The sequence below is a fragment of the Kribbella sp. NPDC055071 genome, from assembly GCF_053608045.1.
In genome coordinates, this window is record NZ_JBSGUS010000002.1 from 182,259 (window position 1) to 196,772 (window position 14,514).

The 14,514-nt window shown below is 68.5% G+C and carries 14 protein-coding genes; 10 read left to right on the forward strand and 4 right to left on the reverse strand.

What is annotated here, in order from left to right:
* Positions 1-234 precede the first annotated feature (234 nt).
* A complete protein-coding gene (locus tag ACWF4Z_RS04260; protein ID WP_452241484.1) occupies positions 235-2,778 on the forward strand; it encodes a DUF222 domain-containing protein in 2,544 nt (847 codons plus the stop codon).
* Positions 2,779-3,912: 1,134 nt separating this feature from the next.
* Here the strand turns inward: ACWF4Z_RS04260 and ACWF4Z_RS04265 are convergent.
* Positions 3,913-4,554, reverse strand: a complete 642-nt coding sequence (locus tag ACWF4Z_RS04265; protein WP_452241485.1) for a TetR/AcrR family transcriptional regulator — start codon at positions 4,552-4,554, stop codon at positions 3,913-3,915.
* 51 nt (positions 4,555-4,605) lie between these two features.
* Here ACWF4Z_RS04265 and ACWF4Z_RS04270 point away from each other — a divergent pair, with 51 nt between their 5' ends.
* From ACWF4Z_RS04270 to ACWF4Z_RS04290, 5 genes are all read left to right on the forward strand, one after another.
* Entirely contained in the window at positions 4,606-6,087 is a 1,482-nt protein-coding gene (locus ACWF4Z_RS04270; protein WP_452241486.1) for a flavin-containing monooxygenase, read from the forward strand.
* Positions 6,088-6,139: 52 nt separating this feature from the next.
* Positions 6,140-7,468 (forward strand): hypothetical protein, encoded by a 1,329-nt coding sequence (locus ACWF4Z_RS04275; RefSeq protein ID WP_452241487.1) that lies wholly within the window; start codon positions 6,140-6,142, stop codon positions 7,466-7,468.
* Entirely contained in the window at positions 7,465-7,659 is a 195-nt protein-coding gene (locus ACWF4Z_RS04280; protein ID WP_452241488.1) for a hypothetical protein, read from the forward strand. Before ACWF4Z_RS04275 ends, ACWF4Z_RS04280 begins: the two co-directional genes overlap by 4 nt.
* Before the next feature lie 80 nt (positions 7,660-7,739).
* Positions 7,740-8,342, forward strand: coding sequence for a hypothetical protein (locus ACWF4Z_RS04285; protein WP_452241489.1), 603 nt, complete (start codon positions 7,740-7,742; stop codon positions 8,340-8,342).
* Between the two features lie 14 nt (positions 8,343-8,356).
* Positions 8,357-8,944, forward strand: a complete 588-nt coding sequence (locus tag ACWF4Z_RS04290) for a hypothetical protein (protein ID WP_452241490.1) — start codon at positions 8,357-8,359, stop codon at positions 8,942-8,944.
* 57 nt (positions 8,945-9,001) lie between these two features.
* Here ACWF4Z_RS04290 and ACWF4Z_RS04295 read toward each other — a convergent pair whose 3' ends face one another.
* Positions 9,002-9,223, reverse strand: coding sequence for a hypothetical protein (locus tag ACWF4Z_RS04295; protein ID WP_452241491.1), 222 nt, complete (start codon positions 9,221-9,223; stop codon positions 9,002-9,004).
* A gap of 344 nt (positions 9,224-9,567) precedes the next feature.
* On the opposite strand from ACWF4Z_RS04295, the gene ACWF4Z_RS04300 reads away from it, so the two are divergent.
* On the forward strand, positions 9,568-9,822 hold the full coding sequence (locus tag ACWF4Z_RS04300; protein ID WP_452241492.1) for a type II toxin-antitoxin system VapB family antitoxin: 255 nt from the start codon (positions 9,568-9,570) through the stop codon (positions 9,820-9,822).
* Positions 9,819-10,220 carry a type II toxin-antitoxin system VapC family toxin gene (locus ACWF4Z_RS04305; RefSeq protein ID WP_452241493.1) on the forward strand — a complete coding sequence of 134 codons (402 nt, stop codon included), beginning with the start codon at positions 9,819-9,821 and terminating at the stop codon, positions 10,218-10,220. The genes ACWF4Z_RS04300 and ACWF4Z_RS04305 overlap by 4 nt, the downstream gene beginning before the upstream one ends.
* A 27-nt stretch (positions 10,221-10,247) precedes the next feature.
* On the opposite strand, the gene ACWF4Z_RS04310 is transcribed toward ACWF4Z_RS04305, so the two are convergent.
* Together ACWF4Z_RS04310 and ACWF4Z_RS04315 are read right to left on the reverse strand one after the other, a co-directional pair.
* Entirely contained in the window at positions 10,248-10,814 is a 567-nt protein-coding gene (locus ACWF4Z_RS04310; protein ID WP_452241494.1) for a hypothetical protein, read from the reverse strand.
* Positions 10,815-10,884: 70 nt separating this feature from the next.
* Entirely contained in the window at positions 10,885-11,634 is a 750-nt protein-coding gene (locus ACWF4Z_RS04315; RefSeq protein WP_452241495.1) for a MerR family transcriptional regulator, read from the reverse strand.
* Between the two features lie 93 nt (positions 11,635-11,727).
* Here ACWF4Z_RS04315 and ACWF4Z_RS04320 point away from each other — a divergent pair, with 93 nt between their 5' ends.
* A complete protein-coding gene (locus ACWF4Z_RS04320; protein ID WP_452241496.1) occupies positions 11,728-13,551 on the forward strand; it encodes a hypothetical protein in 1,824 nt (607 codons plus the stop codon).
* Entirely contained in the window at positions 13,548-14,468 is a 921-nt protein-coding gene (locus tag ACWF4Z_RS04325; protein WP_452241497.1) for an alpha/beta fold hydrolase, read from the forward strand. Before ACWF4Z_RS04320 ends, ACWF4Z_RS04325 begins: the two co-directional genes overlap by 4 nt.
* Positions 14,469-14,514: the final 46 nt, after the last annotated feature.

Sequence of the window (14,514 nt, forward strand, 5' to 3'; positions counted from 1 at the left end):
TGCTTCTCTGCTGATACGTGACTGCAGGGCAGCTGTCACTTGTTCGACCTGTCGGGTTCTTCGCTGGTCTCGGCGTCCGGGCAGTTTAGATGCCTAAGGCAACAGTATCCGGTGCACTACACGATTCAGCACCCGGCAGCCGAGCCGATCTGAAATCTGTGGATAACTATTTCCCCTGAAAACAAGGGGTTCTGGCTTTGGAAAGTGTCGGTGGGGGTGTCTAGAGTTGTCGGTATGGAACTTCTCGGGCAGCGGCAGGTGTGGTCGATGGACGGCAGCCAAGCGGTGGCCGCTCTCGACTCCACCGACGCGCAGATCGCGCAGCTCGAGACCTACCGCCTCCAACTCATCGCCCACCTCGACCAGCGCGGCCACGCCCAAGACATCGGCGCCCGCGACACCGCCGAACTCATCGCCCTGCGCTACCGCATCGACCGTCCCCAAGCCCTCCACCAAGTCCGCCTCGCCCGCACCCTGCCCAAATATGCCGCGGTCACCGACGCGCTGCCCGACCCCGCCACCCGCATCCCGGCCCCCGACGGCACCGACGAAACCCTCCCGCCCGAGATCCTGCTGCGCCCCCTCCAGGCCGACATCATCATCGACGCCGTCGAGAAAGTCCCCGACACCGTCCCGGTCGACGACCTGCGCGTCGCCGAAGAACAACTCGTCGGCCTCGCCCGGATCTCCACCCCCACCGAACTACGCCGCGCCGCCCTCATGGTCCGCAACCTGCTCGACCCCGACGGCCCCGAACCCGACGAAGACAAGGCCTACACCCGCGAACGCCTCGCCCTGACCCGCGACGACCACGGCGTCAAATTCAACGGCTACCTCGCCAACGACAACGCCGAACGCCTCTGCACCGGCATCAACACCGGCGCCCGCCCCCGCCGCACCCGAGACGGCGAACAAGACCCCCGCTCCCGAGAAAAGCGCCAAGCCGACGCCCTCTCCACCCTCCTATCCATAGCCACCGCAGCCACCGACGCCGCCGCCATCCGCACCACCAACAACACCCAACCCGCATCCCCCACCGCGTCCCCGCCCACGAACCCGGACAGCACCGCCCAAGCAACACCCGACCAGGCCACAGCTCAAGCAACACCGGCCGGGCAGGCCACAGCTCAAGCGACACCGGCCGGGCAGGCCTCAGCTCAGGCGAGTACGACAAGCCCGGGCGAGCAGCACACCGCCCCCGCGAGCCCGTCGAGCACAACGACTCCGCCAAGTCCGAACGCGACCGACACCAACCCCACGAGCGACGTGGGCGCCGCGAGGAACATGGCGCCCGCGGGCAGCACCACGACCGCGGGCAGCACGACGACCGCGGGCAGCACGACGACCGCGGGCAGCGCCACGTCGGCGGGCAGCGCCACGACCGCAGGTGGTCCCACCGCCGTGGACGGTACGACAACCGCGACGGCAGCGATGACTCCGGCCGGTCCGAACACAACGGACGCCAGGCCCACCAGCGACGCGGCAACCACAAGCAACGCGGCACCCACCGGCAGCGCCACACCCGAGGGTGGTGCCACGCCCACGAGTGATGCGGCCGCCGCGAGCAACGCCATATCGGCCTGCGATGCCGCGCCCGAGGTCGATGCTGCGTTCGTCGATAGTGTTACGCCCAAGGGTGACACGACGATCGCCGACAGCGTGACGGCCGGGACCGCGACAACTCCGGATGAACTCGTGAGCCCGGCGGAGGCGGCGAGCGCGACCGGGCTCGGCCCGCCGTGCGGGGTGAGTATTACTGATAACTGGGTGCCTGGCTTCGGTGCGAAGGCGAACCTGGTCGTCACCATCGACTGGCAAGACCTCCAAGCAGCAACCGCCAACGCCATCGGTGACACCGTCTACACCGGCGCCCTGTCCGCGGAAACAATCCGCCGCCTGGCCTGCGACGCCAAAGTCATCCCACTAGTCCTCGGCTCGAACTCCGAACCACTGGACGTCGGCCGTTCCGAACGGCTCGTCACCAGAGCGATGCGGCGCGCACTGAACGCCCGCGACAAAGGCTGCGTGGTCTACGGAGCACCACCGGTCATGTGCGACGCCCACCACCTGCAGTCCTGGATCCACGGCGGCATCACCGCCGTCAACAACCTCGCGCTCTTATGCAGAATCCATCACCGCGACCTCCACGCCGGCAAATGGGTCATCACCATCACCAACGGCGTCGTCCACGTCAACCGCCCCTCCTGGGCCGACCCCCCATCGCGCCCAAGAACCAACCCCACCCCCAACAACACCCCTAGCGCCAACCCGGGCAGTACGAGCCCTGGCACCGCGAACACCGAACCAACACCCCGGCCCGCCGCCCCGAACCCGTGCGAGCCGATGCCCGCTGCCGCACGAGCCAGCGCCTGCCCGCCCAACGCGACGCAGACGCCTACCCCCACGCCATGCGCAGGCGAACCGGCCCCGCCCGAACCCCACCAACCCGGCAAAGCCGCCGGCTCTGCTGGGAGCGCTGACGACACAGCGCCATCGGAAGCCGAGGTACGCGCGGCGACCATGCGTGCCATCTGGGGCGAAGACCCAGCGCCTGAGCCGCGATCCCGCAGGACCCTCGCCGTTGCAACTGCCGAGGGCGACAGATCTACCGGATGCGCCGAGGACGCGCCGGTGTCGGAAGCCGAGGTACGTGCCGCGACCATGCGTGCCATCTGGGGCGAAGACCCCGAACCACCCGGCAGCCCCCAGGCAGACCAAACCGCCCAGGACTTCGACCCCTGGGCCGACACCGACCCGATCCTGGCCTCAACCAGCTGACCGCTGCCGGCTCGGCCGTCGTTGCAGTCTGCCGACCGATGCGGGTTCGACCCTGTCCGCATCCCGATGCCGACCCGCTGTGTCCGCAGCGCGGTGCCGGACCAACCTGTCCGCAGCGCGGTGCCGACCCAACCTGTCCGCAGCCCGGTGCCGAACCAACCTGTCCGCATCCCCATGCCGATGCACTGTGTCTGCGGCGCGGTGCCGAACCCGACGCGTCCGCGGCGCGCGGCGCGGTGCCGAACCCGACGCGTCCGCGGCGCGCGGCGCGGTGCCGAACCCGACGCGTCCGCGGCGCGGTGCCGGCCCGGCGCATCTGCAGCGCGGTGCCGAACCAACCTGTCCGCAGCTCGGTGCCGAACCAACCTGTCCGCAGCTCGGTGCCGATGCACTGTGTCCGCAGCCCGGTGGCGACCCGCTGTGTCCGCAGCCTGGTGCCGAACCAACCTGTCCGCGGCGCCGTGCCGATGCAATGCGTCCGGGGCGCGGTGCCGAATCGACGTGTCCGCGGCGGGCGGCGCGGTGCTGGCCTGGCGCACTGCAGCGGGGGGCCTCCTCTGTGCGGACGGTTCATTGATCGATGTCGTCCTGGCTCGGTCGGCTGATGGAGGTCGGCGCGTCCCTGGTTGCAGTTCGCTGAACTGTCACCGCGCCTCGGCTGCCGCAACCGCAGCGCGGTCACCACCATGAACAAGAAGGCGGTCGCCGGCAGGACCCGGACCTCCACCACAGCTCGCCTCAGCTCTCAGGCCGAGTCGGCCGCGTGCGGCCGACTCGCCCCGGACGGTGATGCGCGGGCGGCAAGGCGTGCAGCGAGTGACCACGGTTGCGCCCCGCGGATTCTCGGCGGTCGCGCGGTGATCCATTGACGCGTGATCAGGGTGCGCACGCCGCAGGCGGCGGCTGGTAGAACAGCCGCGGAAGCGGGTGTCCTGTACGCCACTCAGCTATTGCCAGGGTGCCACGGGGGCGCAGATCTGCGGGCGGTGCTCATCACATGTCGTGTCGGGGCGGCCACCGCCGGGCCTACGGCAGTCCGCGTCAATCAGACCGGTGGCGTGACGACATTGCGCGCATCCACCGACGGCGGCAGAAGGACAGCCGCCGAAGACCTGTCGCCGTGGAGCCCGCGATTTACGGTTTGCGGAGGGTGTTCAGGCCTTGCCATAGGAGGGATTTGAGGGTTTCGGCGGTTTTTTGGGGCGTGGGCGGGTGGGCGGTTCGGCTGCGCCAGATGGCTAGGCGTTCGGTGGCGCCGGAGATGCTTTGGGCGATGACTTCGATCTCGTCGTCGTCGGCGGAGTGGCCGGGTGGGAGGTTCATCCGGACCATCGCGGAGATGAGTTCGATGAAGGCTGCCCGGACCTCGTCGGTGGTGGTGCCGGCCGCGCCGGGGTTGAGCATGCCTTCGTCGACGAGGACCGACCACGCCTGCGGGTGGTCGTCGAGGAACTGGAACCAAGCGACGAAACCGGCGTACAGCGCGTCCTCGGCATCGCGCGCGGCCATGACCGCGTCGGAGACGGTGTCCAGGAGCTGGGTGCGAAGCCGCGCGAGGCAGGCGAGGAACAGGCCGTCCTTCGAACCGTAGTACTGGTAGATCAGCGGCTTCGACACCCCAACAGCAGCGGCGACGTCGTCCATCGACGTGCCCTGGTACCCGCGCTCGCCGAAGATCCGCTCGGCCGCCGCCAGGATCTCCCGCTCCCGCGCGGCCCGGTCCCGCCGCCGCTTCGGAGCGTCCGTAGGTATCCCGCCAGTCGTGGTCGACGTCACTTGCGCAGTCTAACTGACTCCGAGTAACTTACTGGGAGTAAGTTCATCCCGATGGACCGGAGGATCGTCGTGGCCCAGCAGAGCGAGCAGCACCGGATCGTCGTGATCGGGACCGGGTTCGCCGGGATCGGGATGGCGGTCCGACTCAAGCAGGCCGGGTACGACGACTTCGTCGTACTGGAGCGTGCGCACGACGTCGGCGGTACTTGGCGCGACAACACGTACCCGGGCTGCCGGTGTGATGTGCCGTCGCATTTGTACTCGTTCTCGTTCGCGCCGAACCCGGAGTGGACGTCGACGTTCTCTCCCCAGCCCGAGATCGAGGCGTACCTGCAGCAGGTCACCGACAAGTTCGATGTACGGCGGCACATCCGTTTCGGGCACGCGGTCGAGTCCGCGCACTGGGAGGACGGCCAGTGGCGGATCCACACCAGCGAAGGTGAGTTCACCGCGGACATTCTGCTGTCGGGGATGGGTCCGCTCGCGGAGCCGTCGTACCCGGAGCTTCCTGGGATCGACTCGTTCGAGGGCGCGGTCTTCCACTCGGCGCGGTGGGATCACGACCTCGACCTGAGCGGTCGCAAGGTTGCGGTGATCGGGACGGGTGCGTCGGCGATCCAGTTCGTGCCGGCGATCCAGCCGGAGGTCGAGGAACTGCACTTGTTCCAGCGGACGCCGCCGTGGCTGTTTCCGCGGGCTGAGCGCAAGGTCACGGCCACGGAGAAGGCCGCGTTCCGCCGGTTTCCGCTGGTACAGAAGGCGATCCGCGCCGCGATCTACTGGAGTCGCGAGTCGACCGTGCTCGGGTTCGCGAAGCTGCCGGGGATCATGAAGCAGGCGCAGAAGGTGGCCGAGTCGCAGCTCGCGCGCCAGGTCCGCGACCCGCTGCTCCGGGCCAAGCTCACCCCGGACTTCACCCTCGGCTGCAAGCGCATCTTGCTCTCCGACGACTACTTCCCGGCGGTCGCGCAGCCGAACGTCGACCTCGTCACCGATGGCATCGCCGAGGTCACCCCGACCGGGATCGTCACCCAGGACGGCGTGAAGCACGAGGTCGACACGATCATCTACGGCACCGGCTTCCGGGTCACCGATCTGCCGGTGATGGACCTGGTCCACGGCCGCGACGGCATCAGTCTGCGCGAAGCGTGGTCGGACGGTATGGAGGCCCATCTCGGTACGGCGGTCTCCGGCTTCCCGAACTTCTTCCTGCTCGTCGGTCCCAATACCGGCCTCGGTCACAGCTCGATGGTGTTCATGATCGAGTCGCAGATCGCCTACATCGTGGACGCGCTCAAGACGATGGACGCCAAGGGACTGCGACAGGTCGAGGTGCGGCCGGAGGTGCAGCGCGCGTTCGTCGACAAGGTCTGTTCGTCGATGCGCAACACGATCTGGACCCGCGGCGGCTGCATGAGCTGGTACCTGGATGCCAAGGGCCGCAACACCACGCTCTGGCCGACCTTCACCTTCCGGTTCCGGCAGCTGACGCGGCGGTTCGATCCGGCCGAGTATCAGACCCTACCTATGTGACATCGAGCGTGTTACATTCGATCGGTCAGATAGCTGCCCGAACGGAGGCGCCGTGCTCGTGTCGGGGCTGGGGATGCTGGTGCCGCTGCACGGGATCGGTGGTCGCGGCGATCTGCCGGTGCCGTTGTGGCTGGCGATCTACTCCGCGGGCGCGGCCGTCGCCGTCTCCTTCTTCGCCCTCGCTGCGTTCTGGTCGCGACCGCGATTCGGCGTCATCGCCGGTACGCCGTTGCCGCGGGCAACTCGTAGTGTCGACAGCCCGGCGACTCGCTGGGTGATCAAAGCGATCGGGCTGGCGGCGTTCGCCGTACTGCTCGGGGCCGCGTGGTTCGGCAGCGGTTCGCCGGCGAGCAATCCGGCGCCGACGTGGTTGTACGTCTGGATCTGGGTCGGCATCATCCCGCTCTCCCTGCTCTGCGGCCCGATCTGGCGGCTGGCGAATCCGTTCCGCACGATCGCGGGGATGGTTCGGCGGACGTCGTACCGGGACCTTCCGGCGGGTATCGCCTACTGGCCGGCGGTGGCTGGGCTGGCCGCCTTCCTGTGGCTGGAGCTCGCGTACCCGGATGGCTCCGAGCCGTCCGTCGTCGCTGTCTTCGTGTCGCTCTACGCCTTGGCAAACGTTGCCGCAGGCATCGTCTACGGCCCGGCCTGGTTCAGTGTCGGTGACAGCTTCGAGGTGTACGCCGAAGTCCTCGCGCGCTTGAGTCCGTTCGGACGCGGTGCCGACGGTCGGTTGGAGCTGCGGAACCCGTTGGCCGGCCTGGCCACCGTGCCGCGGCGACCGGGGATCGTCGGGCTGCTGTGTTTGTTGCTCGGGTCAACGGCCTTCGACGGGATCTCGCGGTGGTCGGCGTGGACCCGGCTGACCGGTGATCTGAGCCGGACGCAGCACATCGTCGTACACACGCTTGGTTTGCTGGTCGCGGTGGCGATCGTGGCGGTGTTGTTCGTCCTCGCGGCGCGGACGACCGGATCGGCGCGGGTGCGGCCGGGGACCGTTGGTGCGGCTGGGCTGCCGGGTGCGTTCGTGCACTCGCTGGTACCGATCGCGATCGGGTACGCCGTCGCGCACTACTTCTCGTTCGCGCTGTTCCAGGGGCAGGAGGGGGTGCTGCTCGCGACGGATCCGTTCGGGCGTGGGTGGGACCTGCTCGGGACGAGCGGGATGCGGATCGACTACGCGTTCCTGGGTACCGGGTTGATCGCCGGGGTACAGATCGGTGCGATCGTGCTCGGACACGTGCTCGGGGTCGTGTCCGCCCACGATCGCGCCGCCGAACTGTTCCGGCGACGCCAGCTGCGGCGCGCGCAGTATCCGATGCTCGCGGCAATGGTCGCGTTCACGGCCGGTGGGATCGCGCTGGTGACGGCATCGTGATCGCGCTGCACCTGGGCGGCGTGCCCGAGGCCGCGATGGTGCTCGGGCCGGTCGCGTTGATCATCGCCTTCGTCCGCATCGCCCGCCGCAACGAGGCGAACCTGCCGGACGACGACGAGCAGGACGACTGGGACGCCGACCTCGGCGACCTTCCTGCCCCCGATTCCCCGAAGGCTGCCCGTCCGGGCTGATCGTCGCCCTCGGCCCAACCCGGCGTACGACGGCGTCGTCTGTCTCCCTGAAAGCACCACCACACAGGGGGAACAGAGCAATGAAGCGAACCGGGATCATCAGCGGGGCCGTCGCAACGATCGGCGCCGGGGGACTGCTACTGGGCGGCGCGCTGCCCGGGAACGCGGCGGCAACGTCGTACGACGTGAGCGCGCAGACCAGCGCGGTGAAGTTCGTGAAGCGCAACTTCGACTGCTGGTCACACGTCGGGTGCCTGGCGAGCGCGAAGCTCCCCAGCACCTGGAAGCACGTCAAGCTGGCGCCCAGCCAGGCGCGATTCACCGACCGCACCAGCGACCGGATGATCCGGTTCGACATGGCCTACGGCGCCCGCAGCGACATCAGCACGGTCACCGCGGTCAAGCGGAAGCAGGCCGCGCTGAAAGGCACCCGCGGCCTGAAGGTGCTCGGCACCTCGACCGCGACGATGAAGTCGACCACCGGGCAGGGCCCGCTGACGGTCAGCACGATCGTCTACACCTACCGCAGCGGCAAGACCACCCGCTGGGTCGCCACCCGGTACGTCGGTACCTGGGGTTACAAGAACGCCGGCTTCGAGATCACCGTCGCCGGCGCGCCGAAGGACAAGAAGTTCCTCGGCACGGTCATCAACACCGCAACGCACTCACTCGACGCACACTGAACGGGGGAAACGTCATGAGGAGAATCATCAGCGTGGGAATGGCAACGCTCGGCGCGGGCGGTGTACTGCTGACCGGCGTCCTGCCCAGCACGGCGAGCACCCGGGTTGTTGCCGCTAGCACCCAATCGGTGAGCTACACCTGGCGGAGCTTCGACTGTGGTGGAGGGTTTGGTTGCCACGCGGCGGCGCAACTGCCGAAGACCTGGAAGCGGACCGAGCTGGGCACCGGGAAGGCCCGGTTCTCGGATCCGGGGCGGAACCGGATGGTGCGGTTCAACACCTTCGTCGGCGGGAAGGTCAGTACAGCGACCGCGATCAAGCGGAAGCAGGCCGCGCTGAAGGGGACGCGTGGTCTGAAGGTCGCCGGTACGTCGACCGTGGTGATGAAGTCGACCAACGGTCAGGGCCGGTTGACCGTCAGCACGATCGTCTACACCTACCGCGCCGGTAAGACCACTCGGTGGGTCGCGACCCGGTACATCGGCCAGTGGGGCAACACGACTGCCGACATCGAGATCACCACGGCTGGTACGCCCAAGGACAGCAAGGTTCTCGGCGCGGTGATCAACCGGGCCACGGTCTCGCTCGGACTCGCGGGCTGAATAGATGAGGCCCGGCGAACCCCCTGCGGTTCGCCGGGCCTTGCTCGTACCCGCGGCTCAGGCCGCGAGTACGGCGTCTGCGTAGCCGCTGACCCGGGTGAGGTGGGTCGCGGCGGCCAACCGGGCGAGCTGTGCGCAGCCGGCGGTCAGCGCGTCCTCGAGGGTCGGCCACTGGTCGGCACACCAGTACGGGTCGTCCGGCTGGCGGTCGAGGTCGTCGTCGATGTCGGCGCACCAACCGCCGGTGTGGATGTGGTGGACGTGCAGCCTGAGGTTCATGATCGTGGGCTTCCGGGGGACAGGTGGACGGGGTTCAGAACGGCAGCCGGCGGCCGGACGGCGTACGGAGATCGAGCTCGAGCGTCCGCGTCGTACGGCGGGTACCCGAGCGAACCGGCCTGCGGCGGATCTGGATCTGGCGCATCGTCCTACTCCTGCCTACTACGAGCGGTGGGACCGCCGCCCTCGACTTCTGACACCCACACCCTCCCAACTAAGCCCCACCCCGCACATGCGGAGGATTACCTATCTCCCCACCCACCCGCCCCTGGCAACAACCCAGGGATCCGGCCTGAGCTTCCAAGGGGTAGAATGGTGCCACCTCAGTGGTAGAAAGGTGCCAAATGAGCTTGAACATCAAGAACGAACACACGCACGAGCTGGTGCGCGAGCTGGCACGGCTGACGGGAGAATCTCAGACGGCCGCGGTCGACCGCGCGGTGCGCGAGCGTCTCACCCGGGTGCGGCGACTGCGCGGCGCCGGTCTGGCTGACCGGCTCTTGGCGATCGGCGCCGATGCGGCCCATCGCATGCCGGACACCGTGCGCACAGCCGACCACGGCGACCTGTTGTACGACGAGAACGGTCTGCCGCGGTGATCATCGACACCTCGGCCGTGATCGCGATCCTTCGGGCGGAGCCGGACGCTGCGGAGTTCGCCGAAGCGATCGAGGCTGCGACCTCACGGCGGATCTCCGCGGCCAATTTCCTGGCGGCGGCCGTCGTCGTGGACAGCGCTCGGGATCCGGTGGTCAGCCGCCGGTTCGACGAGTTCTGCGCGGTGGCCGAGCTCCAGATCGAGCCCGTGACCGAGGCCCAGGCTCGGACGGCTCGGGACGCGTACCGTGACTTCGGCAAGGGCAGCGGACATCCTGCGGCCCTCAACTTCGGCGACTGTTTCGCCTACGCACTGGCCAGGGATTCCGGTGAGCCGCTGTTGTTCAAGGGCAAGGACTTCATCCACACCGACTTGACTTCTGCACTCTCCGTTCCGTAGATATCAGGCGCCTGCGCGACAGAGTGGTCAGGGTTCTAGGGGGCCTACCTCGACTATGGCGGTTTTGTGGTTGGTGGGGAGGTGGTTGAGGGTTATTTGGAAGGACATGGGGGCGGCGAAGCCGGCGTACTCGTTGGGGGCGAGGGTCAGGGTTGCGCGTTTGCCGTTGGGGTAGTCGAGGGTGAACTTGATCGCGTTCTTGGTGATCGAGGCGACTCGGAAGACTGGGCGGATTGCGCCCAGGCGGAGTCTGTTGCCGACCTTGACCTGGACCTCGCAGACGGCGTCGTTGCACGCCTTCAGGTTGGTGCCGTCGAGGGCGGTGTAGGGGATGGTCTGCGTCGGGGTGGGGGTCGGCGTCGGCCTCGGAGCCGGCCTGGGAGTGGGGCCGGTGGGTGCCGACCACGGTGGGGGCTGATCGGCCGTCGGTTCCGACGGGGTGGCACCGTCCGGCGGCGGGTAGGCGATCGACGTACTGGCGCTGACCGTCACAGTCTGGGTCGGTCGGCTCGACGCGTCGTCACCGGATGACGAGCACCCGCTCACCCCGACCGCCACGACCATCGCGAACCCCACCGCACGTTTGACGGACAACCGTCGTACCACCCCTCAACTCGCGGAACCGGTGCCCATCATCCGCGGTCGGAAGGTCACCGCAGGCGGGTCACCCGGTGGAGGGAAGGGTGTCGGGCGACAGGCCCAGTTCCTCGTACGCGACGACCTCGATCTCGCGGGCCATGGATTCGCGGAAGGCGGCGACCAGGGCCTGCCCGGCCAGCGGGATGATGCCCTCCAGGGTGCGCTGGATCTCGGGCCAGCCCTCCGCGGGCATGCCGGCGTTGGTGAAGTCCCGCCAGACCGTGCCGCGGAAGAGCTCGACGTACGTCTTCGCGACCGCGTCGGCCTGCGCGAACAGCTTCGGCAGCATCTCGAAGATCGCCTGCATCGGTACGCCGAGTTTGATCACCTCGAGGCCGGTCCGGAGCAGGTCCGGGTTCGGGATCCGCAGCAGGCCGTCATCCTGCCGTTCCGCGATCCCGAGCTTCACCAGCTGCGCGATCACCGCGGGATCATGCGGTACGCCGGCTCGCTCCGCCAGCTGGAACTCGTCGAGCACCTCGGGCTCGGCCGGTGTCCACGGATTCACCAGGGTCTCGAACACGCCCAGCGCCAGCGCGCCATCGGGCAGCTCGCTCATCATCCGCTCGACCGCGGCCAGCGTGTAGCCCTTGCCGAGCAGCTCGCGCACCAGCGTGAGGCGCGCCACGTGGTCGGCGCCGTAGTACCCGGTCCGGCCGGCCAGGCGAGGCGGCGGGATCAGGCCGCGCCCGGCGTACGCGCGCACGTTCCGCACCGTCATGCCCACCTTCGCGGCGAGCTGGTCGACGGTGAGCTCCTCGTCCTGTGCATCCACCCTTGACAGTCTCGCAGACTTCACGTTACATAACCGATGTAACATCAGCCATGGCGCATACTTCAGGTCTCGACGTGATCAAGGAGCACCCCGATGGCGGTCCCGCTCGCGACCAGCGGTACGGCGACGTTCGACCAGATCGCGATCGTGACCGGGCTCGTTTCGCTCATGTACGTCGCACTCGCCGTCCTCCTGTGGCGGGAACGGACCGGGCACGTCACGCTGGTAGGGCGGCTTGCGGACACCATCGGGAGACTGGACGGAGTCCCCCGATGGGCCGCACTCACGCCCTACCTGCACGCGGTGTCGTTGCTCGCGTGCGCGTTCGGGGTGTGGTGGGACATCGCCGTCCACATCGATCGCGGCCGCGACACCGGACCGTTCGGGACGCCCGCGCACTACCCGATCTTCTTCGGCATCCTCGGCGTGATCATCTCCGGGGTGCTGCCGATCGCCCTGGCTCGCAAACCGTTGCCGGCCCGTACGCTCAAGCTGACCAAGGGCTGGCGGGTCCCTTGTAGCGCAGCGTTGGTGACGCTCTGCGGGACGTTCGCGCTGGTCGGCTTCCCGCTAGATGACGGGTGGCACCGGGTGTTCGGTGAGGATGTGACGCTCTGGGGTCCGACCCACCTGCTGATGATCGGTGGTGTCGTCTTCTCGATCTTCGCGCGGTTGCTGGCGTCTGCCGAGGTCGAGCAGCTCGCCGGAATGAACAAGCGCCGGTTGTTCCAGGAGGTCACGGCGGTCGGTGCGCTGCTGATCGCCTGGGACCTGTTCGGGACCGAGTTCAACTACGGCGTGCCGCAGTTTCCTCTGATTTTGCAGCCGCTTCTGATCGTGTTCGGATCCGCGCTGGCGTTCACGATCCTGCGGGCGCGACGCGGCGCGGGGACGACGTTCGGCGCACTGGCCGTGTACCTGGTGATTCGTGGCGGCATCGCCTGGGCGGTCGCCGAGCCGCTCGGCGAGATCGTCGGCCACTTCCCCTTGCTCATCGTCGAAGCCATCCTGGTCGAGGGTGTTGCCCTTGCCCTCGGCAACAAGAATCGCTTCCGCCTCGGACTTGTCGCCGGTGTCCTGATCGGCACGGTCGGTGTCGTCGCGGAGTACGCGTGGAGCCACGTCTGGATGCCGATCGCCTGGCCGCCGTCGATGCTGCCCTCGGCCATCGGGTACGGCGTGATCGTCGGAGCCGGCGCCGGTCTCGTCGGAGCCTGGCTTGCCACCCGGTACGCCGAAGTCGCCGGGGACGAACGTGCGGGCGGGATCCGGAACATCCGGCCGCTCGCGGTTCGTCGGACGCACCAGCTCGGAGCCGTCGGGCTGGTCGCCGTACTCGCGGTGGTGTTCTTCTGCGTACCGCGATCGGCGGAGCCGGGCGTGACTGCGACGGCGTCGTTGGAGCGGGTGGCCACGGGGGCCGAGCCGACGGCGTACGTCACGGTCACCCTGCAGCCGCAGGACGCGGCCGACGGTGCGCGCTGGTTCGAGGCGATGGCGTGGCAGGGTGGCGGACGGATCCTGCACCCGATGGTGAAGGTTGCCGACGGCACCTACCGGTCGGCGGACCCGTTGCCGATGTACGGAAAATGGAAGTCGATGATCCGGCTGCATCAAGGACAGCGGGATCTGGTCGCGATGTGGGTGTATGCACCTGAGGATGCGGCGATCGAGAAGCCGGCCATCCAGGTGTCGAACGGGCAGTCGGTCGAGTTCCTCGACGAACAGCAGGTGTTGCGCCGCGAGGAGCGCAACGACGTGCCACGATGGATGTGGAACGGCGGCTACGCCTTGCTCGGCGTGGTCGGGCTGCTCGAGATCGTCGCGATCGCTTGGCTGGTCGGGCGTGGCGCCCGCGGTGGACGGTTGCGGGCGGCGCATCTGGCCGCCGGCGAGCGGGAACGGGAGATTGCGTGACGAGCGTGACTGGTGTGACGATGCGGGACGGCGTGCGGCTGAACGTCGAGACCACCGGACCGGATGACGCCCCGGTGACGGTGTTGCTCGTGCACGGATGGACCTGCTCGACCCGGTCGTGGCATCACCAGGTCGACGGGCTGCCGCGAGTTCTCGGGGCAAACGCCGTACGTGTAGTGAGTTACGACCATCGGGGTCACGGGCGATCCGACAACGCGCCCGCCGGGTCGATGCGGATCGAGCAGCTCGCCGACGACCTGGTCGAGGTGTTGGACACCGTGGTCGGCGACGGGCCGGTCGTCTACGCGGGCCACTCGATGGGCGGTATGACCCTGTTGGCGCTGGCCGATCAGCGTCCCGACGTGTTCGGCTCGCGGATCCGTGCCGCCGCGCTCGTGAGCACTTCAGCCGGCCAGATCTCTCAAGGTGCCTTCGGTATTCCGCAGCGGTTCGATGCGACCACGGCCGTGTTGGCGCCGCGGGCGATGAACTCGGTCGGCGCGCGGATCGAGCGACGCGCTGTGCGCGGTCCGCGGCGCCGCGACGCGGCCTCGGCCCTCCTGCAGCGACCCGCGCTGCGGCGGATGGTCTTCGGCCAGAAGGTCGACCCGGCCGAGGTCGAGCTGTTCCTGCAGGACTTGGCGATCCTGCCGGGGCCGACGTACGGCGGATTCTTCGAGGCGATCCTGCAGCACGATCGCGCCCATGCGTTGAAGGTGCTCGATCAGCTCCCGGTCGAGATCATGCACGGGACCCGCGACCGGCTGCTCCCGCCGCGACATGCCAACCGGATGGCTGCGCAGCTGCCGCACGCCCGGTTGTGGATGTATCCGGGCGCCGGCCACATGCTCATGCAGGAGCGGCCGCGCGACGTGACGCATCGGCTCGCATCGCTCGCCCGCAAGGCGACAGCCTGAGAGTCGCGTCACGGCCGCCGCGCTGACGGCGAGGCTAGTGTGGCCG